Origin of the sequence: Flavobacterium facile, from assembly GCF_036321945.1 — a bacterium.
Classification (GTDB): domain Bacteria; phylum Bacteroidota; class Bacteroidia; order Flavobacteriales; family Flavobacteriaceae; genus Flavobacterium; species Flavobacterium facile.
Map to the genome: position 1 here is coordinate 19,427 of NZ_JAZAYT010000029.1, position 23,102 is coordinate 42,528.

Below are 23,102 nucleotides of genomic sequence, written 5' to 3' on the forward strand. Positions count from 1 at the left end.
ATCAAAGCATGATGTTTAAAAAAATACTCAGTTACTTCTATCCTATCACCGTTTATAATAAATCTTCAAATATTAGTAAGTCCTTAGAAGTTACCTTGTATAATGGAAAAACGTTATTAAATACTAAAAATACGAATTATTCTTACGGTAGTTTGCAATCCGTTCTAAAAAAAGGACTTTTAACGATTGGTCAATCGGAAATAAGTAAAATGAATAGTGTTTTGGTGCTTGGTGTCGCTGGCGGAAGCGTTGTAAAAACCTTAATTACTGATTTTGAATTCACAAAAAATATTACTGGTGTGGAGTTAGATCCTGAAATAATTGAAATTGCGAATTCATATTTCGACTTAGATAAAATTAGTAATTTTAAATGTGTGATTGAAGATGCAGAGAAATTCGTTTCAACTGGTACGGATAAGTTTGATTTAATAATTATCGATATATTTAAAGATACAGAAATGCCGGAATTTTTATTTGAAGAAAGATTTATTAATTCTATTAAACAAAGACTTAATATAAATGGATTTATAATCTTTAATATGATGATTTTAGATACTTATAAAAAAGATAAAATTCAAAATTATTTAAACCATTTTGAAGCACAAAACTATTCTAAAAATGTATTGAAAAATGTTGAGCGCTATAATGATTTGATAATTATTAAGAGTTTATAAGATATTAAACCCAAAAAAATGAAAAGATTTTTAAGACAACTTTTACTAGGAAAGATCACAAAAAATGATCAACCTCGATAAAAATAAATCCCATACAAAAAAGAATATTAAATATAAGAGCGATTTGGAATAACGACCATCAAGACGATAATGGAATTGAGAAAATATTCAGGTTGTTTTTATCTATTTCACAACTCCTTTTTCCTGGAGTTTATATAAAGTATTGGGTTTCTAAAAGAAATTTCGAGTATCAAGATATCGCTATGGATATTTATATTTTATTGAAATTGTTTTTTCCTGTGCTAATTTTAAAAAATCATTGGCAAGAACATACTATTCTAATTTACATTATGGTTTATGTTTTACTAGAAACTGTTTTATACATTCCGACTTTAATTTTTGCTTCCGACATGCTATCTCGACCGCGTTCTTATAAACGTTCTATGATGCTTTTGTTTTTAAATTATCTGGAAATTGTATGCGCTTTCGCTGTTTTCTATACTTTAGGAGACAATATGAACAAACCTTTTACAAGTTGGTTTGATTCAATTTATTTTAGCATAATTACATCTAATTCAGTTGGTTATGGAGATTTTTATCCTATAACTACATTTGCAAAAGTATTAGTTAGTATTCAGGCGATGTTTTTCTTGTCGTTTGTGGTTTTATTTTTAAATTTCTTTTCTTCAAAAGTAAAAAGTAAAGGCTATTTCGACCACGAAAGTGAAATATAAAGTATTAAAATTATCCTAAATTATTTTGTACAATTAGTTCTTTACACTTATAAAAACTAATTTTGAAAAAGTGAGAAATACTTTTAAAATATCATTTATAATCCTTTTCTCTGTTGTAAGTTACTTTTTTATGAGTAATTTACAACAGATGAATTCTCGTATTATAGAAGTTCCTCAACAAGAACAATCTGATAAAAAAGAAATTCACACTATAGATTCTTCAACAATTTTAAGTGATAATTTAAATAGAACACTACAACTTCACTTTTTTACAGCAAAAACTAAAATTTCTAAAGCTTTTTATAACATTCATTTTATAAAAGCCTTAACGAAGAAAAAAGAAAACAAATCGGTTTTAGCCAAGAATCATTATTTTGATACTATCATTCCTATTCGTTTTAAGCAAACTGATATCCTGTTTCCATTCCATAACTTTTGGTAATTAATCGTACATTTTAACAATAAAATAATTTTGTAAGTCTTGTAATACCTACAAATAAATAATGTATCATTAATTTAAAACTTTTAAAAAACATGGATGCAACATCCTTAACAATTGGTATCATATTATTAATAATATGTGTATTTCCGTTTATATTATTCAGTATAATTAACAGTAAAAAACGTAAAAAAAGAATTGAGAACTTAATTCTAAAAGCAAAAGAAAACAATGCGACAATTCAAGAAAAAGATGATTGGAATCAATCTATTATCGGAATAGACAAAACAAATAAAATGCTTTTTTTCTCTAAAAAATCAGAAGAATTTGATAAATTTATCTCCATCAATATTTCGGAATTATTAAAGTGCCGAATAGAGAGAACAGAAAGCAAGCATAATGTATTAGAAAAGTTAGAGTTAGAACTCACATTCGCCAGTAAACCAACTGTAGTTTTAGAGTTTTTCAATAAAGACGAAACCCGATTAATACTAAACGAAATTGAAATTATTCAGAAATGGCAAACGCTGTTGAATAAAATCACCTAATCATTCTTAAAAAAATAAAATGAATTCATTTTTTAAAAATATCATTCTTAAATTCATTCTTCGTGATGAAACAATCGATAGAACTAAAATATCCGATTATATTTTCGCGAAAGCCTACAAGAAATTTAAAATTACAGTCAAGCATAACATTAAAGATGTTTTCTTGATTTTATTAGGAATTTTATCGGCATCCTTTGGTTTTAAGGCATTTTTATTAACAAATCATTTTATTGATGGTGGCGCTACAGGTATTTCTTTACTTGTAGCTTCACTAACTAAAATCCCGCTTTATCTACTAATTATTTGTGTGAATTTGCCTTTTGTTTTTTTAGGGTATCATGTAATTGGAAAACAATTTGCTGTAAAAACAGCCTTTGCCATTGGAGGACTTTCATTAGCGCTAGCTACTTTATCGTTTCCAAATATAACAGATGATAATTTATTAGTAGCTGTTTTTGGAGGGTTTTTTCTTGGAGCTGGGATTGGTTTTGCTATAAGAGGTGGCGCTGTTATTGATGGAACGGAAGTTTTAGCTATTTATTTGAGTAGAAAATTCGGTACAACAATTGGTGATGTTATTATTATTATTAATATACTAATTTTTGGAACTGCAGCTTATTTTTTAGGTATTGAAGTGGCATTATATTCGATGATTACCTATTTAGCAGCTTCCAAAACACTTGATTTTATTGTAGAAGGTATAGAAGAATATATCGGAGTAACCATTGTTTCTTCTCATAATGAAGAAATTAGAGAAATGATTATCAATACAATGGGACGTGGTGTAACAGTATACAGTGGTAAAAAAGGATTTGGAAAACGTGGAGAAACTAAAGAAACAGATATTGTTTACACCGTAATTACCCGATTAGAGTTAAACAAGTTAATGACTGAATTAGATAAAATTTCACCTTCAGCTTTTGTGGTGATGAACAGTGTAAAAGATACACGAGGAGGAATGATTAAAAAACGACCATTGAAGCATTAAGTATGGAAGAATTAGAACAATTTGTTTTCTGTTTAGAAGCGGTTTCAGATGTTGAAATTGTTGAAACCTCAGAAATTGAAAAGCAATTAGAAAGTTTAGCACTACATCACGGAATTCCTAACATTTACAAATCTTGTGATACGATTGAAGGTTTAGAAGAAAGCTTGTCAGCACTACTTTATGATGATCATAATTTTAAGAATTATGAAATTATTTATTTGGTAATGGAAGGTGAAAATAATAACATTTGTATTTACGATTACTATTACAGTTTAGATGAGATTGCAGAACTTTTCGAAGGAAAAATGAGAGGTAAAATCATTCATTTTGCTAATACTAAAACCTTAGAGTTAACCAATGATCAAGCACAATTTTTCTTAGATGTAACTGGAGCGAAAGCGATTTCGGGCTACGGAGAGAAATTTAATAATCTAAAAAGTTATCAATTAGATCAAGTTTTCTTTAAACTTTTTCAAGATGATGACAATATTGAAGAAGTTGTTGAAGCTCTTTTTCAAAAACACTACGCACTTTGTAAATTATTAGATTTTAGATTGTATTATTAAATCTTAAAGTTGTGTAAAAACTAATTTTTTAATCTTAAAACATCGTAACTTTACGATTATTATTTAAATCAAAAAGTCAACATGAAAAATAAAATTTTATTCTTGTTATCAATTGTTAGTATTAGTGTTTCTGCACAATTCACTCAAAAGCCGTTACCTTATTCTTATGCTGCTTTGGAACCATCTATAGATGCACAAACCATGGAAATTCATTATAGCAAACATCACGCTGCTTATGTGAAAAATTTAAATGCCGCTGTTGTTGGAACAGAGGCTGAAAAAATGTCTGTAAAAGAAATTTTTGCAACCGTTTCTAAATTTAGTCCAGCTATCAGAAACAATGCAGGCGGACATTATAATCACGAATTATTTTGGTCGATTTTAACTCCTGAAAAAAACACAAAACCTTCTGTTGAATTGGAAAAAGCAATTACTGAAACTTTTGGAAGTGTAGAAGCTTTAAAAGAAAAAATAAATGCTACTGCAACTTCTCGATTTGGTTCTGGTTGGGCTTGGTTATCTGTAGATAAAGATAAAAAACTTATAGTTTCTTCTACTCCAAATCAAGACAATCCTTTAATGGATGTTGTAGAAAGTAAAGGAACACCAATTTTAGGAATTGATGTTTGGGAACATGCTTATTATTTAAAATACCAAAACAAACGCGCTGATTATTTAACTTCTATTTGGAATGTTATTAATTGGAATGAAGTAAGTGCTAATTACAAAGCAGCTACAAAGGGTAAATTTGATGAATGGCCTGCTTTAAAGGATTTTCATAAAGTGATGTCGCAAACCTTTCACCCAAGTGAAAATGGAGATTTAAAACCTATAAAAGCTAGAAGTGCAGAAATGGTTGCAAAAGCTGACTTATTAGCAAAATCAATTATTCCAACTGAATTTAATAAAAAAGAAGTGGTAACTGCTGTTCAGAAATTAAAAGTAGACAGTAAAAAACTTGATAAATTAGTAAAAGGTAAAAAATCGGATAAAGAAATTACAGAAGCATTAGTCAAATTGCATGATGTTTTTCATGAAATTATCGGATTATGTTCCAATGAAGAGGAACATTAATATTTCTTTCTAAAACATAAAAAAGGCTTCAATGTATAAAATTTGAAGCCTTTTTTATATTTAATAACTAAGTTATTGAAGCAATAATCTTGCTTTTTCTAAATCTTCCAACGTATCAATTCCAATACTTCCGTGTGAAGTTTCTATCATTTTAATACGTTTTCCATATTCTAAATAACGTAATTGTTCTAGTTTTTCAGAAGCTTCCAAAGAAAGCATCGGTAATTTAGCAAAATCTAATAAAGCTTGCTTTCTAAAGGCATATATTCCAATATGTTTCATATAACGCACACCTACATTTTCTTCTCGTGGAAACGGAATTACAGAACGTGAAAAATACAACGCAAAACTTTGTTGATCTGTAATTACTTTCACATTATTTGGATTTTCAATTTCTGATTTATCTTTAATTTCGAACATTAAAGAAGCTAAATCAATTTTGTTTTCTACATCTTGTTTGAAAGCTTCAATAATTTGTTCCAATGGCGGTTTATTGATAAAAGGTTCGTCACCTTGAACGTTAATTATAATATCAGCATCTATGTTTTCAACAGCTTCTGCAATTCTGTCGCTGCCACTTTCGTGTTCTTTGATGCTCATAATCGCTTTTCCGTTGTGCGAAATAATTTCGTTATAAATTAAATCTGAATCTGTTACCACAAATACATCATCAAATAAATTTGTAGACATTGCAGCTTCATAAGTTCTTAAAATAACCGTTTTTCCACCTAAATCTTGCATTAATTTGGCAGGAAATCGTGTAGAAGCATAACGCGCAGGAATTACAGCAATTATTTTCATTTTTTTGTCATTGCGAGGAACAAAGCAATCTCATACTCCCTCAATTAATAATTATTTTTTCAAAAGTAAAAAGTTTTTCATCATTTGTGTCTTCATTTAAAATAAAATCAAGTTTATTTAATAATTTGATAGAATCAACATTCATTTTAAAAACTTTAGCTTCTAATTTTTTAAATTCTTTGGTTTTTAAAAACGGTATAAAACCATTTAAAACTTCAAAAGCAAAACCTTGTTTCCAATGGTTTTTCCCTAAAGAATATCCAATAGTACAAATTTCTGAATTGATATCTTCAGAGAAATATAAAATAGTACCAATTAATTCATTTGAATCTTTCTTTTCAATTGCCAATCTAAATTTTAATCCTAATTTATAGTCATTTTTTGATTGTTGAATCATTTCTATTGCTTCAGAAATATTCTCAAAAGGTTGATTTGCTCTGTATTTCATTGCTTCTTTATCAGAGTAAATTTCAAACATTGCTTCAGAATCCCTTTCTTCTAAATGTCTAATTAATAGTCGTTCTGTTTCAAAAATCATACTTTTGTAGCATTATAAGGTTACTCAAAATTTTCATCTTTAAATCCTATTAAATATAACTTTTCTTTAGCACGAGTAATCGCAGTATATAACCAACGTATATAATCTCTATCTACTCCATTTGGTAAATAGGGTTTTTCTACAAACACGCTACTCCATTGTCCACCTTGCGATTTATGACAGGTGATCGCATAAGAAAACTTGACTTGTAACGCATTGAAATACGGATTACTTTTGACTTTTAAAAGGCGTTTGTATTTATGACTTTCGTCTTCATAATCTTTAGAAACTTCCTGGTATAATAAGTTGGATTCTTCATAAGTTAACGATGCCGATTCACTTTCAATCGTATTTAAAAGTAAAACGGTTTCAAACGAAGCTTCATTTGGATAATCAATCATTCTAATGGTAACATTCGCAAATTTGAATCCGTATAATTCTTGAATATTTCTAATTTTTAGGACTTCAATAATATCGCCATTAGCAATAAAACCAGCTTGTGAAGTATCATTCAACCAGAAATAATTGTTTTTTACCACCATTAGTAAATCGCCAGCCGATAAATCACTTTCTTTTCCTAAAATTCGTTGTCTAATTTGTTGGTTGTATTGATTGGCTCTTTTGTTCGAACGCACAATAAACGCTGTATCTTCCGTAGAATAATTTCGGTACGATTGATGAATGGCGTCTTCAATATCAAAACCATCTTCTAATCGGACAATATCTTTAAAGCGTTTCAAACTGAATTTAAAATCATCAATAAAATGCGATTTAAGTAATTCTCGTAATTCTGTAGCATTGTACAAAATCCCAGAATTTTCAGCTTGTCGCATGACTTCATCTAATTCAATATGAACAATTTCTTTATCGTAATTCACATGTAAAGAATGAATATCTAAAGCCGGACTAATTTCTGAATTGATTGGTGGCAACTGCGCGGTATCTCCAACTAAAATTAATTTGCAATTTTGACCAGCATCTACATAAAACAGTAAATCGTCTAATAAAGAACCGTTTTCATACAAACTCGTTTCGTTAGATTGGTCTGAAATCATGGACGATTCATCGACAATGAAAATTGTATCTTTAAATTTATTGGCTTGCATCACAAATCCAACACCTCCATTTTTATTCTTTTTTGGAAAATAAATACGTTTGTGAATGGTAAATGCTGGTTTATCAGAATAGGCCGACATCACTTTCGCAGCACGACCAGTTGGCGCCAACATTACCGCTTTTTTATTGGCTGTATTTAATTGATTTACTAAAGTAGAAATTACAGTCGTTTTTCCCGTTCCAGCGTATCCTTTTAATACAAATAAATCGTCTTTGAAATGTAAAATGTAACCTGCAATTTTTTGAAAGAAAATATCCTGATTAGCGGTAGGCTCAAAAGGAAAATTATCCATTAAAACTCTGTAAAATTGCGTTGGCGACATTCATTTTTATTTAAGAACACCAAATATAGCAAGGTTTTTAAATATAATTTCATTTGAAGGTTTTTAATTCTCTCAAAAAATGTAAATTTGTCAATCAAATAGAAAACATGAATCAGGATATTACTCAAAAAACATATAAAAAGTTATGCTTTGAGGTTGCGAATAGTAACCTTTCTTTTTGTGTTATTGATTTGATTTCAAACCAAATAATTACGCATAAATCTTATACTTTTAATCAAAATAATGTATTGGAAGAAGAATTATGGAAACTATTTGTAGAAAATCCTGTTTTAGAAGAAAAGTATGATGATGTGGTAGTTTTGCATAATTCCAACTTAAATACTTTTGTGCCTTCTTCCCTATTTGATCCGAATTATTTAGGAAGTTATTTGCAATATAATTCCAAAGTTTTTGAAACAGATTATTTCGCTTACGATTATTTAGATACGTACGATTTAAACAATGTTTTTATTCCGTATACGAATATAAACAACTATTTATTAGATCATTACGATACTTTCGATTATAAAAATTGCAATTCGATATTCGTAAAAAAAGCATTAGATTTTTCTAAAAATAACGATGCAAAACAAGTTTGGGTGCATTTTCAAAATGATCGATTTGAAATTGTGGTGACCAAAAACAAACATTTATTATTGTTCAATACATTTATTTACCAAACATTAGAAGATTTCATTTATTATTTATTGTTCACCTATGAGCAATTGCAATTGAATCCGGAAATAGTTCCAGTTCAATTTATAGGCGATATTTCGGAAGAAAGTGATTCTTTTAAAATAGCTTATAAATACATAAGAAATTGTAGTTTGTTAGATGTATCGCACTTAAAAACAGCCTTTAATGTGGAAGAAAAAGACCTATTAAAGCACTTTATTTTATTTCACTCATGAGAATAATATCAGGAAAATATAAAGGAAGAAGATTACAAGCACCTAAAAATTTGCCTGTAAGACCAACCACTGACATGGCCAAAGAAGCTTTGTTTAACATTTTGAACAACCATTTTAATTTTGGTGAACTTAAAATTTTAGATTTGTTTTCTGGAACTGGAAATATTGCTTACGAATTTGCTTCTCGTGGCGCTACGCCTTTAGTAGCAGTAGATGCAGATATGGGTTGTGTGAATTTTATTAGAAAAATTTCAAATGAATTTGATTTTGATATTACGCCCATTAAAAGTGATGTGTTTACTTTTTTACAAAAACACAAAGGATGTTATGATATTATTTTTGCTGATCCACCGTATCATTTAGATCAAAAGGATTTTGAAAAAATTCCGACATTAATTTTCGAGAATGAAATATTAGAGGAAGAAGGCATGTTAATTATAGAACATTCTAAAGATACGAAGTTAGAACATTTAGATAATTTTTCTTTCGCCAGAACTTATGGTGGAACTACTTTCACGTTTTTCGAATTAGTAAGCGACGAAGACGAAGAAGATAGTATTACAAAAGATGAAGATGATGAAGATGATGATTCTGAGTCTGAATAAAATAAAAAATCCCGATACATTAGTATCGGGATTTTTTTTGCATTATAACTAAAAACTAAACAATTAAAACTATATGTAAATCATTATTTTCTGATAAACAATAAAGTATAATATTTTTTTCCATTTGCATCAGCTTTTACAGCTAATCCATAATGTGTATGATTTCCTTCTAAATTTGCTTTGTGAGTTGGACTAGCATTCCAAGCAGCTAATGTTGAAGCAGGTGTATTAAAACCAGCGGCTACATTTTCACTTACACTAATTGCTCCAATTCCACTTTTTAAAGATGCAGATCTTTGTTCAAAATTGTCATGACTTGCAACTCCATTTGTAATCATATAATCATCATGAGTTGATGCTAAATATGAAATTTCATTAATAATTGTTAAGGCATTTAAACCTTTACTAACTCTATCTTGATTTACTAAATCTAACAATTCAACTTCAAAAGTAGAATGAGTATAATTGTTTAATGTAATTGTTGGTTGAGTTGCTGCTTCTGGAGTAGCATCTGCGCCTGAACAAGACAACAAAGTAATAGTTAAACCTAAAACTACTAAACTTCTTAAAAATATCATATTTTTCATAATTATCGACTAAGTGGTTGATTAACAAGACAAATGTACAATAATTCAGATTAACTGCAAATAAAATCGACGAAATACACTAAACTTTAACATTTTAAGTTGTTAAATGTCAATTAGTTACGTTTTTTGTAAGTAAAAACATAAAAAAATCCTAAGTGGAGTACTTAGGATTTGATTATTTTGTATGTATTTGATTATCAAGGCGATAATCTTTCTATTTTCCAGCTAAAATCTTCGTTTAGTTTATATCTAATTCTATCGTGAAGTCGGTTTGCTCTTCCTTGCCAAAATTCCACTTCAACAGGTTTGATTAAAAAACCACCCCAATTTTCTGGCCGTTTTATTTCCGAACCTGATAATTCCATTTCTAAAGCTTTTAATTTTTCATCTAAAAAATCTCTTGAAGGAATCACTTCACTTTGGTTTGAAACAATAGCGCCTAGCTTACTTCCTTCTGGACGGGAATCAAAATAGTTATCTGAAATAGTATCTGCTGTTTTCTCAGCTATTCCTTTTATAATAACTTGACGCTCTAAAATTGGCCAAAAGAAAGAAATACAAATATTAGGGTTTTGTATTATAGCTTTTCCTTTTTCAGAACTGTAATTGGTGTAGAAAATAAAACCTTCTTCATTAAACTTTTTTAGAAGCACTACTCTACTTTTCGGAAATCCGTCTAAACCAATAGAAGAAACCGTCATAGCATTTACTTCTCCATCTTCTTGTTCTTCTGCTTCATAAAACCATTTGTGAAATAATTGTATCGCATCATCTGGAATTGTGTTTTCTAACAATTCACTTTTCTCGTATGATTTTCTATAATCTGATAAGTCTTTCATAATATATGCCGCGAAGTCACAAAGTCGCGAAGGCTTTTTTAATTTCTAAATAAACTTCTTATATAAATGCAACAGTTTTGCTAAAAAGGTTTCAATTTTTCTAATTACTTATTTTTGATTTCTGGTTTATTAATAATTGTTGAAATTGTTCCAATAGTGCTAATTTCAATGGTTTTATTTGATTTAATATAAAAATAATATTGACTGTTTGAACCTAAAATATGACATTTAATAGTTGTTCCATTACTTTGTGTTAAAACATCTTCAAATTGTAAAGTATTTTTAGCTAACTGTTCAGATATTCTTTTGCCATGAAAAACACCAAAACCAACAAAATACCCAACATAAACTGAAGCAAGAAAAGCTATTAATAACGACACATATTTTTCTTCCTTTACCTCTTCAGAATAGTTATTAAAATTTTTATCATTAGTAAAATAATACGTCCACTTTTTATGACTATATTTTTTTAATAAAGTAATTAAATAAAAGGCTAAAAAAGTATAAATAACACAAAATATAAAAGCGGGTATATTTGAAGTTAATTCTGCAATTGGACTCAATATTACATCAGTTATAGACGAGTATTCCATTATATTAATTCCTACTTGAGAATAATAAATGGTTTCTTTAAATATTCCTAAAACAATTAAAAATAAATAGGCTAATGGTAATAATTGTGAAGTTTTCTCTAAATTTTTCATTTCTAAATTTTTTAAAACTCAAATTCTAAACCATCATCGGCTAATAAAACATTTTCAAAAATTTCATTAGCTTCGGTTCTGAATAATTCAATATTTCCGTAACGTGTGGAATAATGCCCTAATAATAAGTTTTTTACTTCGGCTAATTTAGCAATATTTGCGGCTTGTTTAGCAGTTGTGTGCATCGTTTTTTCAGCTAAATGACTTTCGCTTTCTAAAAAGGTGCTTTCGTGATATAAAACCGTAACGTTCTTTATTATTGGAATAATTTCTTCATTATATATGGTGTCCGAACAAAAAGCATAACTTTTAGCGACTTCGGGATCGAAAGATAATTCGGCATTCGGAATGATTCTTCCGTCATCTAAAGTGATATCGCCACCGTATTTAATTTTATTATAATATACTTTTTCAATATCATAATTTAAAATGGCATCAATATTCAGTTTTCGTTCTTTGTTTTTTTCTTCGAACAAATAACCGTTGGTATATACTCTATGTTTTAAAGGAATGGTGGTGACTTTTACTTTTTCATCTTCGTAAATTACTTCACTTTCTTTGGAAGTTAATTCGTGAAAAAATAAATGATAAGAAGTGTAAGCGTTTCCTAGTTTTAAAAGCAATAAAATGGCTTCTTTGATACCTTTTGGACCATAAACATGTAAATCTTTTTCTCTACCTAATAACATAAAAGTAGAAATTAAGCCAATTAATCCGAAGAAATGATCGCCGTGTAAATGGGATATGAAAATATGTTCAATTTGAGAAAACTTAATTTTATGTTTTCGAAGTTGTACTTGAGTTCCTTCGCCACAATCGACTAAGAACATGTGACTTTTTATTTCTAAAACTTGCGAAGTAGGATTGGTTATCGTTCTTGGTGTAGCGGCATAACAGCCTAATATTTTTACTTTCAACTTACCTAAAATTTAACTCCTACGGAGTTGAGTAGGATTGATTTTTTATAATCTATTGCTGTTTTTGTTTCTTGTTTTCGTTATAGATGTTCATTGAAAAAAGAAGAATCAATAAAACGTTTGAAACAACTCTAAACCATTCTATTTTATTTTCTTGATAAGAAATCATACCGTTTAATACTAACAAAATAATTGCTAATAGTAGGAAAAACAGGTTGAATTTAGCTCTTGTTGTCATAATGAATAAATTAAAATCCTAAATCGCGTTCAATTTCTTCCATTTCAATGATATCGTGAGCTTCTAATAAAGAAGGAACGGTGTTAATCGAAGTTGGGACTTTATTAAAATCAATATCTTCAGCGACCACTACAAAAGATTTTTTATTCTTTTTATGCATTTTAGCTAAATCAGAAAATTGTTTTAAACAATTCATATTAAATGATTTATCATGCGTAACATCAATAATTAAATTAACTGATTTGTACGAGTTATATTGCGTAGTTATTTTTTCTAAAAATGCTTCAAAACTACTTTCCGTATCTTTAATTGTTGTGGTATGTCCTTTTTGTTCTACTTTCATTTTTGAAAAGTTTATGAGTTTAAATCGTTAATAGTTTAAAAGGTTTTGTGTGAATTGGATTCTCCCTACTTCCAACTCTAAATTAATTCTGAATCTTACTCGCTAATAAATAAATAACCGCCATTCTTACTGCTACTCCATTTTCGACTTGATCTAAAATAACTGAATGCTGTCCATCAGCTACATCTGAAGTAATTTCGACTCCACGATTAATTGGTCCGGGATGCATCACGACAATTTCTTTATTCAGATTGTTTAGTATTTCATTTGTTAATCCGAATTGTTGCGTGTATTCACGTGTATTTGGGAAATAACTTACGTCTAATCTTTCATTTTGAACGCGTAACATATTTGCTACATCGCACCATTCTAAAGCTTTGATTAAATTTGGTTCGTACGTTACACCTAATGAATTGATGTATTGAGGAATCAGTGTTTTTGGTCCGCAAACTTTCACTTCCGCACCTTGCATTTGTAAGGCAAAAATGTTAGAAAGTGCAACTCTACTATGTAAAATATCACCAACAATGACAATTTTTTTACCAGCAACTTCACCTAATTTTTCTCTAATTGTGTAACTATCTAGTAAAGCTTGTGTTGGATGTTCGTGTGCGCCATCACCAGCATTTACAATACTTGCCTTTACATGTTGTGATAAAAAATGAGCGGCTCCTGGAGAGCTATGTCGCATCACAACCATATCCACTTTCATGGCTAAAATATTATTTACTGTATCAATTAACGTTTCTCCTTTTTTAACTGACGATTGTGCGGAAGAAAAACTCATGACGTCTGCTGAAAGTCGTTTTTGAGCTAATTCGAAAGATAATTTTGTTCTTGTACTGTTTTCAAAAAAGATATTGGCAATGGTAATATCTCGTAATGACGGCACTTTTTTTATGGGACGATTAATTACTTCTTTGAACTGATCAGCAGTTTCAAGAATTAAATTAATATCATTCTTATTGATGTATTTTATTCCTAGTAAATGATTGACGCTTAATTCCTTCATTTTAGTTGTTGTGTTGTTTTCTTTATATAATTATGACAAGTCTCGACTTGTCACTACGATTTCACTTCTATATAAACGGCATCTTCGCCATCCTTTTCTTTCCATTTTACCAGAACTTTTTCGTTGTTAATGGCATCTACTTGTCGGCCTCGATAATCGGGTTGGATTGGTAAATCGCGACTAAAACGTCTGTCAATTAAGGTTAAAAGTTCAACAGATTTAGGTCTTCCAAACGATTGAATTGCTGTTAAAGCAGCACGAATACTTCTTCCAGTATATAAAACATCATCAATGAAAACGACATTTTTGTCTTCCACTAAAAAATCGATTTGAGTTTGATTGGCTTCGAAAGGTTTTTCACTTCTTCGGAAATCATCTCTAAAGAAAGTAATGTCTAATAGGCCTAGTTTTAAATCGGAAATTTGATATTCGTCTTTTAAAATTTCAGTTAATCTTTTGGCTAAAAATGCACCTCTTGGTTGAATTCCGATAAGTATAGTATTAGAAAAATCGAGATGTTTTTCGATTAATTGACAGGCCAATCGATGTAAGATGATATTGACTTCTTTAGTATTGAGCAATATTTTTTGACTCATGTTTTTGTGTGTTGTGTTTACAAAAGTAAGATATTTCAATTACAATATCAATTTTTTTAAAACCCAGATTTAAGAAATAATATTAATCTGTGAAATTTCTCCAATCCGTGTTTGAAAAATGTAAGTTGATAATTTATAACTTCATCATTTCTTCATATAATCTGTGTGTTGGCAAGCCTACTACATTCGCATAACTACCTTCAATTTTTTCAATAGCAACCAAACCAATCCATTCCTGAATTCCATATGAACCCGCTTTATCAAAAGGTTTGTAATTATTCAGATAATATTTAATCTCATCTGAAGATAGTTTCGTAAAAGTTACTAAAGTTTCTTCATAAAAAACGATTTCTTTATCTGTAGTTTTAAGACAAACTGAAGTGATTACTTTATGAGTTGTTCCAGACATTTCGGTAAGCATTTCAAAAGCATCATCGTAATCTTTTGGTTTCCCTAACGCTTTGTTATTTAACCAAACAATGGTGTCAGAAGTGATTAAAATATCATTGTCATCTAAATCTAAAGCAAATGCAGAAGCCTTTAATTTAGCCAAGAAATTGGTAATTTCTTCTGCTTGTAAATGTTCAGGATAAATTTCTTCAATATCTTTTAATTGAATTTCGAAATCGACATCTAATTCTTTTAAAAACTGTTGTCTTCTTGGTGAGCCCGAAGCTAAAATAATACGATGTTTATTGAATTTTTCGTTTAACATATTAATTTCCTATTAAAACGATTGCAGTTAATGAAAAAATAGTGGTTAACATGATTATTTTTATTAGTTTACTTATGAAACTAAAGTCTGCTTTTTCTTTAGCTGTAATCGTTTTAAAAATCACAAATAGAGTTGGAAGCATCATTAAAATAACGAAATAACCTATTACATATGGCATATGCATGATGTTGTTATAAATGAAATAACAAGCATATCCAATAAAACCTAATAAAGTAAAAATGGTTATGATTTTACTAACTAGAATTCCGAAATACGAAGCCACTGTTGTAATTTCAAAAGCTTTATCACCTTCAATATCTTCAATAGTTTTGATAATTTCTCTAGCGAAATGTAATAGAAAAGCCAAAACAGCATAATCAATAATTACTGATAAAATGCTGAACATTTCGTTTCTATTGAAATCGAAAATGAATGGATAGATATTAAACAAACCAACGACTAAAATACTCAAAGCAGCTAAAGCTGCAATTACAAGATTTCCGACAAGAGGAATTTGTTTTAAACCATTAGAATACACATATAATAAGGCAGAACAAATTACAAAAACAGCTGCAATTGCTGGTTTATTAACGGTTCTACTTAAATAAAAACCTAAGCCAACTCCAATTACATTTAAGGCAAAATATAAATTGTAAGCGTTTTTTTCTGAAATATGTGTGCCAACATAAACCTTATTTGGTTTGTTGATTGTATCCACATCTACATCGTAAATATCATTAATAATGTAACCACCAGCAGCGATTGAAAGGGTTGCAATAATTAATAAAAAGTATTTCCAATCAGAAAGGGCTTGTAAAATATCAGCTTGATTTAAAAAAGTATATTTAATCACAAGTTGCATTAATGCAATAAGTAATAAATTTTCTATGCGTATTAGTTTTAAGTAGTATTTCATTTTAGTTTGATATGAATTTTATATTTTAAAAAAACTTGGCGTTAAAATCGTCCATCCAAGTCCCTTGAACTTTCATCACTTGCTCGATGACATCACGAACCGCACCTTTTCCACCATTTACATGTGAAATGTATTTACTAATTCCTTTAATTTCTTGCACAGCATCTTGCGGACATGTTGGTAAACCCACTTTTTGCATCACTAAATAATCAGGAATATCGTCACCCATGTATAGAATTTCTTCCGGTTTTAGTTGATACGCATCGCAAATTTCATAAAACTTTTCTACTTTATCTGGAGCTGCTAAATAAATGTCTTTGATTCCTAAATTTTGTAAGCGAATACGAACACCTTCATTACTTCCTCCAGATATTATACAAACCGGATAACCTTTATCTACAGCGGCTTTCATAGCGTAACCATCCTTAATATTCATTTGACGAAGCAATTGCCCGTCTTCCGAAATGTGTACGGTTCCGTCTGTTAAAACGCCATCAATATCAAAGATAAACGCTTTTATATCATTCATTAATTCTTTATAACTTTTAGACATTTTGTATAGATTTTGTCAGGATTTTATATATTTCTTTTTGATTCTCATTGGTTAGAAAATCGATATGTTTTTCAATCGTTTTAGTGTCATTTCTAACAGCTGGACCAGTTTGTGCTTCTTGTGGCGAAAGTGATTTTATTTTCTGAGCTGTTTCTTCAATTAAAGGTTGTAAAATCTGAAATGGAATGTTATTCTCTTTGCAAATTTCATTTCCAATTTGATACAAATGATTCGTGAAATTACAAACAAAAACCGCAGAAACATGTAACGCTTTTCGTTGTTTTCCATCAATTTTAGTGACAGAATTTGAAATAGATTTGGCTAATTTTTCTAAAGTTGCATAATCAGATGGATTTTCAGTTTCCAAACAAATTCGAATATCTTTAAAATCGACAGCTTTATTTTTAGTAAAAGTTTGTAAAGGATAAAAAACGCCTCTTTTGTTTTTTACGTCAAGCACATCAAAATCAGTACTTCCAGAAGTGTGAACCACTAACCTGTTTTCAAATTGTAATTGATTAGAAACATTTGCGATGGCATTGTCAGAAACGCAAATGATATAAATATCAGCTTCAAAAATTTGCTCAACATCTGAAGTCTGAATGCTTTCAGGAAAATCTTTTGAAATAGTTCTAGAAAAAACCTGTACTACTTCTACTTCAGTTGCTTTAGAAAAAGCCTGAAACAAATGTGTTGCCACGTTTCCCGAACCTAAAAGAATTACTTTTATCATGTGGCGAAGATAATCAATTACACAATCAAATACAATATCATTTTTTATGTTAAACAGATTTTAAAAATTATATAAATCTTTGAAATTTCTTAAATCTATGTTGTGAAAAATCATCCTATTGCCTATTTTTGAAAAAAATCTACTCAAAAATGAAAATCGTTATATCTCCAGCTAAATCTTTAAATTTAGATAAAGAACTTCCAACACAATTACATACAGAATCTGCGTTTTTGAAACATGCGGAAACTATCCAAAAAACTTTAAAAAAGTTGAAACCAAATCAGTTGATGGAATTGATGCATATTTCTGAAAAATTAGGGGATTTAAATTGGCAACGTAATCAAGATTGGCAAACTCCGTTTACAATCGAAAATGCTAGACCAGCAGTTTTTACTTTTGATGGTGAAGTGTATACCGGTTTAAATGTTTATTCGTTACCAACAGAAAAATTAGTAGATTTACAAGACAAATTACGCATACTTTCAGGATTATATGGTTTATTAAAACCTTTAGATTTAATGCAAGCATATCGATTAGAAATGGGAACTTCTATAAAAATTGGTACGAATAAAAACTTATATGAATTTTGGAAAAAAACCATTACAGATACTTTAAATTCTGAATTAGAAAAAGACGAATTATTTGTAAACTTAGCCAGCAACGAATATTTTTCTGCTGTAGATGTGAAAAAACTAAAAGTTCCAGTCATTACTCCAGAATTTAAAGATTATAAAGACGGAAAACTAAAAATGATTTCATTCTTTGCAAAAAAAGCGCGTGGTATGATGGTTCGCTATATTATTGATACGAATGCTGAAACTATTGATGATTTAAAAGGATTTAATTATGAAGGTTATGCTTTTGACAGCAATTTATCAGAAGGAAATAAATTAGTTTTTACGAGATAAAAAAAAATCCCAATCGATTGATTGGGATTTTTTTTTGAATTCTATTTTAGTGCATGGCTTCACTAATATCAACTTTATTTTTATTGTTTTTAATTAGAAGTATTATCGGAATACAAACTAAAAACAAAAGTCCTAAGTATAAGAAAATATCCATGTACGATAAAACAGTACTTTGTTTATTCACACTAAAATCAATAACTTTATGTGCTTTTGCTAAAGCTTCATTGGAACTAAATCCTTTTGCCATAAAACCATGTTGTAATTGCGTAATTCTATCTTGAACTTGTGTTTTTGTCGCATCAATATTGGCTATTAAATTCACCCGGTGTTCTTGACTAAATCGTGCAATAAATGTGGTGATAATCGCAATTCCGAAAGAACCTCCAAGTTGACGCATCATTCCTGTAAAAGCAGCTCCTTCACCAATACTTTTCCCTTTTAATGTTGATAAAGATAAAGTCGTAATTGGAACAAATAATAATCCTAAACCTAATCCTCTAATAATTAAAGGCCAATACATATATTCTTCTCCAGTGTCTGGTGTCATTACATTATACATCCAAAACGTAAAGAAAAAGAACATTAAGAAACCAAGAGCCACTAAATATTTTTGAGGCACTCCTTTTTGTAATAATTGTCCAATAATTGGCATCATAAAAGCGGTCATTAGTGAACTTGGAATTAAAAGTAAACCTGCATCTGTAGCCGTCCAACCTAAAATCGATTGGGTGTAAATCGGAATAATAAATGTAGAGCCGTATAATCCAAATCCCATGATAAAACTTAAAATCGTACCCACTCGCAAATTGGTGTCTTTTAAAACTTTCAGATTTACGATTGGATATTTATACGTTAATTGCCTCCAAATAAAGAAAAACAAACTAAAGAAACTTACTAAACTCAACGTAACTATTGTTCTGTTGTTAAACCAATCGTCTTGTTGACCGTGTTCTAAAACATATTGTAAAGATCCAATAAATCCAGCTAAAGTTAGAATTCCGAACCAATCGACTTGATTAGCACTTAATTTTTCTCCATATTTCGGACTTTTTACATATCGTAACGTTAATAATGTAGCGATAATTCCGATTGGAATATTGATGTAAAAAATATAAGGCCAAGAATACGTATCGACTAAATAACCACCTAATGGCGGCCCTAAAGTTGGACCAACAATTACTCCCATTCCATAAATGGCTTGTGCCATTCCACGTTTTGCAACGGGATAACTTTCGGTAATAATGGTTTGAGAAGTCACTAATAATGCACCGCCACCTAATCCTTGAATAAATCTAAAAATAATTAATTCCCAAATATCAGATGCGTTTCCACATAAAAATGATGCAGTTGTAAAAATGATGATGGAAGCTGCAAAATAGTTTCTTCTACCAAATTGTTGTGACAACCAACTTGTCATTGGAATAACAATAACATTTGCAATCGCGTAGGCTGTAATTACCCAAGCTACATCGGTTAAAGTTGCACCAAGACTTCCACGCATATCGTTCAATGCCACATTTACAATCGTAGTGTCTACAATTTCTAAAAGTGCACATAAAACTGCGGTAATAGTGATTATTACTCGATTAAAGCCATATTCAACTAAACTATCTTCGTTTGTGTTTGTTGTGCTTGTGCTCATAATTAATCTAAGTGAACATCTACTTCTACATTCATTCCTGAACGAAGTAAATTGATTTTATCTTTTGCATTATTTGTTGTCAATGAAATTTTCACAGGTAAACGTTGAACAGTTTTTACGAAATTACCCGTTGCATTATCAGGTGGTAATAAAGAAAAACGAGAACCTGTAGCTGGAGAAAATGAAGTAATTGAACCTTCAAATTTTTCACCAGGAAAAGCATCGGCTTTAATTTCTACTGTTTGACCTAATTTCATTTTATTCAATTGCGTTTCTTTAAAATTAGCTACCACCCAAACTTCCTCAGAATTAATAATGTAAAATAAAGATTGTCCTGGTTGAATTAATTGTCCAGGTTGTAAATCAACAGCTGAAACTTGTCCGTTTGTTGCAGCAGTAACTACTGTATATTTTAAGTTTAATAGTGCTGCATCTAAAGCCGCTTTAGCTCTTTCGATATTTGCAGCGGCTACTGAAGTTTGTTTTTGAGAAACGTTTGTTCTTGTAACCGCAACATTTTTTTGGAAATCGTTGGCGCTTTTTTGTTGCTTCATCATTTTCAATTGACTTTCAGCTTCTTGTTTCGCAGCTAAAGCTTGTTCGTATTGTTGTTTTGTAATGGATTTGTTTTTGTATAAATTTTCAAAACGCTCGAAATCGTTAGTCGCTCTCCATAATCGAATTTGAGCCGATTCGATGCTATTAACAGAAGTTTTAGCATTTGCATCACTAACAGAAACCGTACTTTGCGCTGTTCCAACATCTGCTTTAGAAACTTCAAATGAACTTTGTGCAGCTAATAAAGCAGCTTTGGCTTCTTCCACTTTTACAGTATAATCACTGTTGTCAATCACAAATAAAGTATCTCCTTTTTTTACAAATTGATTGTCTTTTATATAAATTTTTTCAATGAAACCCGTAACTCTTGGAATAATAGGTGTCATGTTTTGCTCTACTTGAGCGTCATCAGTTGTTTCATGTGATTGGGAATGATTATATTTATAACCACCATATATTGCACCTAAAGTTACTAATCCAATTAGAACAAATGTGAATTTTTTATTAGTTTGTTTTTTTTCCATTTTGAATATATTTTAATTTATTGATTGCGTTAGTTTTCCTTTTTGAAATTGTAATTCGTAATATTTTTGAAGAATATCTGAAGTTGAAATCGTGTAATTTATTTTTGCTTGTAATTGTTCTACGTTGGCTTCTAATAAATCGTTTGTGTTGGATAAGCCGTTGTTGTATTTATCTAACACAATTCTGTAATTTTCAGTTGCTTGCAATTGTGCTTTTTCGTACACATTTTTTTGCTTGATGGCTAAATTGTAATTTTCATTCGCTTCTTGAACTTCTTCTGTAATTTTTTCGTTTAAAATAGCGATTTGATTTTCTACTTCAAGAGATTTGCTTTTAGCTTTTTCGACATTCTTTTTATTTTTGAAGATTGAAGAAATATCATAGGAAACTCCAGCTCCAAAATTCATAGCATTAGTTACTGTTAAAGCATTTTTTACATCTAAAGCGATATATCCACCAATTAAATTAAAAGAAGGATAATAATTTCCTTGTGCAATTTTTATATTGTTTTTAGCTGCTTGTTGTTGAAACGTTAAAGCTTCTAAATCTTTTCTTTGAAAGGTAGTATCAGAAATGGTTTGTAACGATTTAAATTCTTCCTCCGAAATTTTTATTTTAGTTCCTTCTGGTAATTGTAAAAAATTAACCAATTGAAAATTCAAAACGGAATTGTTTTTCTTAGCCGTCTCTAATGATAATTCGATATTAGATTCTTGTAATTGAGCTTTTAATAAATCGTTATGCGCTAAAAGGCCGTTATCTTCTAAAGCTTGAAAATCAACAACACGTTGGTGTGCACTTTTCAAATTATCTTCTGTTAACAGAATCATTTGTTGGGTTTTATACAAACTAAAATAAAGTTGCGTAACATATAAAGCGATTTGTTCTTTTGTGTGTTGTGCATTACTTACTTCCGCTAAATTTAAATTTTGTGAAGCTTTGATGCTGTTTTGAATTTTAAATCCATTAAAAACAGGAACGGTAACATTCGCTTGACCTATAGCTAATTGACTAATATCTATTCCATTATCAGATTGCGGAATAAGATTTCCTTTTACATCTGCTTTGGTAAGTTTGAAAAATTGTCCAGAAAGTGTGGCACTTGGTAACTGATTATTTTTAACCGTTTTTACTTCCCATTCTGAAGTTTTAACTTTCGTATCGGCTAAAATAGCTTGGTTGCTTTTAGTTGTTCCTAAATCAATTGCCTCTTTTAGAGAAAGTGGTTTGTTTTCTTGTGCTTGGATATATCCAATTGAAAACAGCGCTAGAATTATAATTTTGTTGATATTCATTTTTATTTGATTAACATTCCTAATACTACATTTGTTATTTCCTCTTTGAAATCATTTAAAATATAATTTTCAAACTCATTTTCGTTTTTTAAATTTAACATCTCAATATAAAATTTCTTGTTATTGTAAATTTGGGAGAATGTTCCTATCACCATAGCTGGAATCATAAGCGAATTACAATTTGATTTGAATAAATTTGCATTCTGTCCTTCTGCAATTATATTTTCAAGAAGTAATAAGTTTTTCTTTTTGATTTCTGAAAATGCTGATAAATCGCAAGCTCTTTTTTGATTTACTATTTCGAAATGAATTATTTGATATACATCTTTATTTTCGTTAAGCTTATTAATGTATAAATCCACAAATTTTTTGATTTTTTCTATTGGAGAAATCGTTTCCAATTGAAGATTTTCTAAAATCATTCTAAAACCAGAAACTCGGTGTATAATAATCGCATCAAGTAATTTTTCTTTAGAACCAAAATAATACGAAACCATTGCTACATTTATATCAGCGGCTTTTGCAATATCTCTTACAGAAGTTCCATCAAACCCTTTTTCTGCAAAAAGTTTTTCAGTTATATTTAAGATTTCTATTTGTTTTGAATTATATTCCATAATGGGGTTATCTTTTAAATTCTATACAAAATTAAACAAACGTTTAATTTAAACAATTGTTTAATTTTATTTTAACATTATTTTAAC

At 29.5% G+C, this 23,102-nt stretch carries 28 protein-coding genes and 1 pseudogene; 10 read left to right on the forward strand and 19 right to left on the reverse strand.

Annotation, left to right across the window (positions count from 1 at the left end; translation table 11 throughout):
* Nucleotides 1-8: 8 nt before the first annotated feature.
* From UEQ13_RS03955 to UEQ13_RS03985, 7 genes and pseudogenes are all read left to right on the forward strand, one after another.
* Nucleotides 9-674, forward strand: a complete 666-nt coding sequence (locus UEQ13_RS03955; protein WP_329805077.1) for a spermidine synthase — start codon at nt 9-11, stop codon at nt 672-674.
* A 173-nt stretch (nt 675-847) separates the two neighbouring features.
* A complete protein-coding gene (locus UEQ13_RS03960) occupies nt 848-1,408 on the forward strand; it encodes a potassium channel family protein (protein WP_329805078.1) in 561 nt (186 codons plus the stop codon).
* A gap of 130 nt (nt 1,409-1,538) precedes the next feature.
* Nucleotides 1,539-1,850 (forward strand): hypothetical protein, encoded by a 312-nt coding sequence (locus tag UEQ13_RS03965; RefSeq protein WP_329805079.1) that lies wholly within the window; start codon nt 1,539-1,541, stop codon nt 1,848-1,850.
* Between the two features lie 92 nt (nt 1,851-1,942).
* Nucleotides 1,943-2,395, forward strand: coding sequence for a hypothetical protein (locus UEQ13_RS03970; RefSeq protein WP_329805080.1), 453 nt, complete (start codon nt 1,943-1,945; stop codon nt 2,393-2,395).
* Between the two features lie 19 nt (nt 2,396-2,414).
* Complete coding sequence (locus tag UEQ13_RS03975) at nt 2,415-3,383, forward strand: YitT family protein (protein WP_329805081.1); 969 nt, start codon at nt 2,415-2,417, stop codon at nt 3,381-3,383.
* Between the two features lie 2 nt (nt 3,384-3,385).
* Entirely contained in the window at nt 3,386-3,949 is a 564-nt protein-coding gene (locus tag UEQ13_RS03980; protein WP_329805082.1) for a DUF6642 family protein, read from the forward strand.
* Nucleotides 3,950-4,030: 81 nt separating this feature from the next.
* A pseudogene (locus UEQ13_RS03985) lies at nt 4,031-4,696 on the forward strand (superoxide dismutase); the annotation flags it as partial.
* Between the two features lie 399 nt (nt 4,697-5,095).
* On the opposite strand, the gene kdsB reads toward UEQ13_RS03985, so the two are convergent.
* Genes kdsB through UEQ13_RS04000 form a run of 3 tightly spaced genes read right to left on the reverse strand, consistent with a single transcriptional unit; the run spans nt 5,096 to nt 7,801 of the window.
* Nucleotides 5,096-5,824, reverse strand: a complete 729-nt coding sequence (gene kdsB / locus UEQ13_RS03990) for a 3-deoxy-manno-octulosonate cytidylyltransferase (RefSeq protein WP_329805083.1) — start codon at nt 5,822-5,824, stop codon at nt 5,096-5,098.
* Between the two features lie 40 nt (nt 5,825-5,864).
* On the reverse strand, nt 5,865-6,362 hold the full coding sequence (locus tag UEQ13_RS03995; protein ID WP_329805084.1) for a GNAT family N-acetyltransferase: 498 nt from the start codon (nt 6,360-6,362) through the stop codon (nt 5,865-5,867).
* 20 nt (nt 6,363-6,382) lie between these two features.
* On the reverse strand, nt 6,383-7,801 hold the full coding sequence (locus UEQ13_RS04000) for an ATP-dependent DNA helicase (RefSeq protein ID WP_329805085.1): 1,419 nt from the start codon (nt 7,799-7,801) through the stop codon (nt 6,383-6,385).
* A gap of 107 nt (nt 7,802-7,908) precedes the next feature.
* Between UEQ13_RS04000 and UEQ13_RS04005 the strand changes: the two genes are divergently transcribed.
* Together UEQ13_RS04005 and rsmD are read left to right on the forward strand one after the other, a co-directional pair.
* On the forward strand, nt 7,909-8,712 hold the full coding sequence (locus UEQ13_RS04005) for a DUF3822 family protein (protein WP_329805086.1): 804 nt from the start codon (nt 7,909-7,911) through the stop codon (nt 8,710-8,712).
* Nucleotides 8,709-9,317 carry a 16S rRNA (guanine(966)-N(2))-methyltransferase RsmD gene (rsmD, locus tag UEQ13_RS04010; RefSeq protein WP_329805087.1) on the forward strand — a complete coding sequence of 203 codons (609 nt, stop codon included), beginning with the start codon at nt 8,709-8,711 and terminating at the stop codon, nt 9,315-9,317. Before UEQ13_RS04005 ends, rsmD begins: the two co-directional genes overlap by 4 nt.
* A gap of 83 nt (nt 9,318-9,400) precedes the next feature.
* On the opposite strand, the gene UEQ13_RS04015 is transcribed toward rsmD, so the two are convergent.
* The 12 genes from UEQ13_RS04015 to UEQ13_RS04070 form a co-directional block, all read right to left on the reverse strand.
* The gene (locus UEQ13_RS04015) at nt 9,401-9,895 is read right to left on the reverse strand and encodes a CAP domain-containing protein (RefSeq protein WP_329805088.1); all 495 of its coding nucleotides are present in this window, start codon (nt 9,893-9,895) and stop codon (nt 9,401-9,403) included.
* 206 nt (nt 9,896-10,101) lie between these two features.
* Complete coding sequence (gene pdxH, locus UEQ13_RS04020; protein ID WP_329805089.1) at nt 10,102-10,743, reverse strand: pyridoxamine 5'-phosphate oxidase; 642 nt, start codon at nt 10,741-10,743, stop codon at nt 10,102-10,104.
* Nucleotides 10,744-10,847: 104 nt separating this feature from the next.
* Complete coding sequence (locus UEQ13_RS04025) at nt 10,848-11,447, reverse strand: hypothetical protein (RefSeq protein ID WP_329805090.1); 600 nt, start codon at nt 11,445-11,447, stop codon at nt 10,848-10,850.
* An 11-nt stretch (nt 11,448-11,458) separates the two neighbouring features.
* Nucleotides 11,459-12,364 carry a ribonuclease Z gene (locus UEQ13_RS04030; protein ID WP_329805091.1) on the reverse strand — a complete coding sequence of 302 codons (906 nt, stop codon included), beginning with the start codon at nt 12,362-12,364 and terminating at the stop codon, nt 11,459-11,461.
* A gap of 52 nt (nt 12,365-12,416) precedes the next feature.
* Nucleotides 12,417-12,602, reverse strand: coding sequence for a hypothetical protein (locus UEQ13_RS04035; RefSeq protein WP_329805092.1), 186 nt, complete (start codon nt 12,600-12,602; stop codon nt 12,417-12,419).
* 10 nt (nt 12,603-12,612) lie between these two features.
* Nucleotides 12,613-12,945, reverse strand: coding sequence for a ribonuclease Z (locus tag UEQ13_RS04040; protein ID WP_329805093.1), 333 nt, complete (start codon nt 12,943-12,945; stop codon nt 12,613-12,615).
* 82 nt (nt 12,946-13,027) lie between these two features.
* Nucleotides 13,028-13,957, reverse strand: coding sequence for an aspartate carbamoyltransferase catalytic subunit (locus UEQ13_RS04045; protein WP_329805094.1), 930 nt, complete (start codon nt 13,955-13,957; stop codon nt 13,028-13,030).
* 53 nt (nt 13,958-14,010) lie between these two features.
* Entirely contained in the window at nt 14,011-14,553 is a 543-nt protein-coding gene (gene pyrR, locus UEQ13_RS04050; protein ID WP_329805095.1) for a bifunctional pyr operon transcriptional regulator/uracil phosphoribosyltransferase PyrR, read from the reverse strand.
* Between the two features lie 133 nt (nt 14,554-14,686).
* On the reverse strand, nt 14,687-15,268 hold the full coding sequence (locus UEQ13_RS04055; protein ID WP_329805096.1) for a Maf-like protein: 582 nt from the start codon (nt 15,266-15,268) through the stop codon (nt 14,687-14,689).
* A gap of 1 nt (nt 15,269) precedes the next feature.
* Nucleotides 15,270-16,184 (reverse strand): geranylgeranylglycerol-phosphate geranylgeranyltransferase, encoded by a 915-nt coding sequence (locus UEQ13_RS04060; protein ID WP_329805097.1) that lies wholly within the window; start codon nt 16,182-16,184, stop codon nt 15,270-15,272.
* Between the two features lie 25 nt (nt 16,185-16,209).
* Nucleotides 16,210-16,737, reverse strand: a complete 528-nt coding sequence (locus UEQ13_RS04065) for a KdsC family phosphatase (RefSeq protein ID WP_329805098.1) — start codon at nt 16,735-16,737, stop codon at nt 16,210-16,212.
* Nucleotides 16,730-17,470, reverse strand: a complete 741-nt coding sequence (locus UEQ13_RS04070; protein WP_329805099.1) for a Rossmann-like and DUF2520 domain-containing protein — start codon at nt 17,468-17,470, stop codon at nt 16,730-16,732. The genes UEQ13_RS04065 and UEQ13_RS04070 overlap by 8 nt, the downstream gene beginning before the upstream one ends.
* A gap of 149 nt (nt 17,471-17,619) precedes the next feature.
* Here UEQ13_RS04070 and yaaA point away from each other — a divergent pair, with 149 nt between their 5' ends.
* Nucleotides 17,620-18,378 carry a peroxide stress protein YaaA gene (yaaA, locus tag UEQ13_RS04075; RefSeq protein WP_329805100.1) on the forward strand — a complete coding sequence of 253 codons (759 nt, stop codon included), beginning with the start codon at nt 17,620-17,622 and terminating at the stop codon, nt 18,376-18,378.
* A gap of 46 nt (nt 18,379-18,424) precedes the next feature.
* Here the strand turns inward: yaaA and UEQ13_RS04080 are convergent, their stop codons facing one another.
* The 4 genes from UEQ13_RS04080 to UEQ13_RS04095 are packed head-to-tail and all read right to left on the reverse strand — an operon-like array spanning nt 18,425 to nt 23,015.
* On the reverse strand, nt 18,425-20,020 hold the full coding sequence (locus UEQ13_RS04080) for an MDR family MFS transporter (protein ID WP_329805101.1): 1,596 nt from the start codon (nt 20,018-20,020) through the stop codon (nt 18,425-18,427).
* A gap of 2 nt (nt 20,021-20,022) precedes the next feature.
* On the reverse strand, nt 20,023-21,102 hold the full coding sequence (locus UEQ13_RS04085) for an HlyD family secretion protein (protein WP_329805102.1): 1,080 nt from the start codon (nt 21,100-21,102) through the stop codon (nt 20,023-20,025).
* A 12-nt stretch (nt 21,103-21,114) separates the two neighbouring features.
* Nucleotides 21,115-22,398 (reverse strand): TolC family protein, encoded by a 1,284-nt coding sequence (locus tag UEQ13_RS04090; RefSeq protein ID WP_329805103.1) that lies wholly within the window; start codon nt 22,396-22,398, stop codon nt 21,115-21,117.
* Nucleotides 22,399-22,400: 2 nt separating this feature from the next.
* Complete coding sequence (locus tag UEQ13_RS04095) at nt 22,401-23,015, reverse strand: TetR/AcrR family transcriptional regulator (RefSeq protein WP_329805104.1); 615 nt, start codon at nt 23,013-23,015, stop codon at nt 22,401-22,403.
* Between the last annotated feature and the right edge of the window lie 87 nt (nt 23,016-23,102).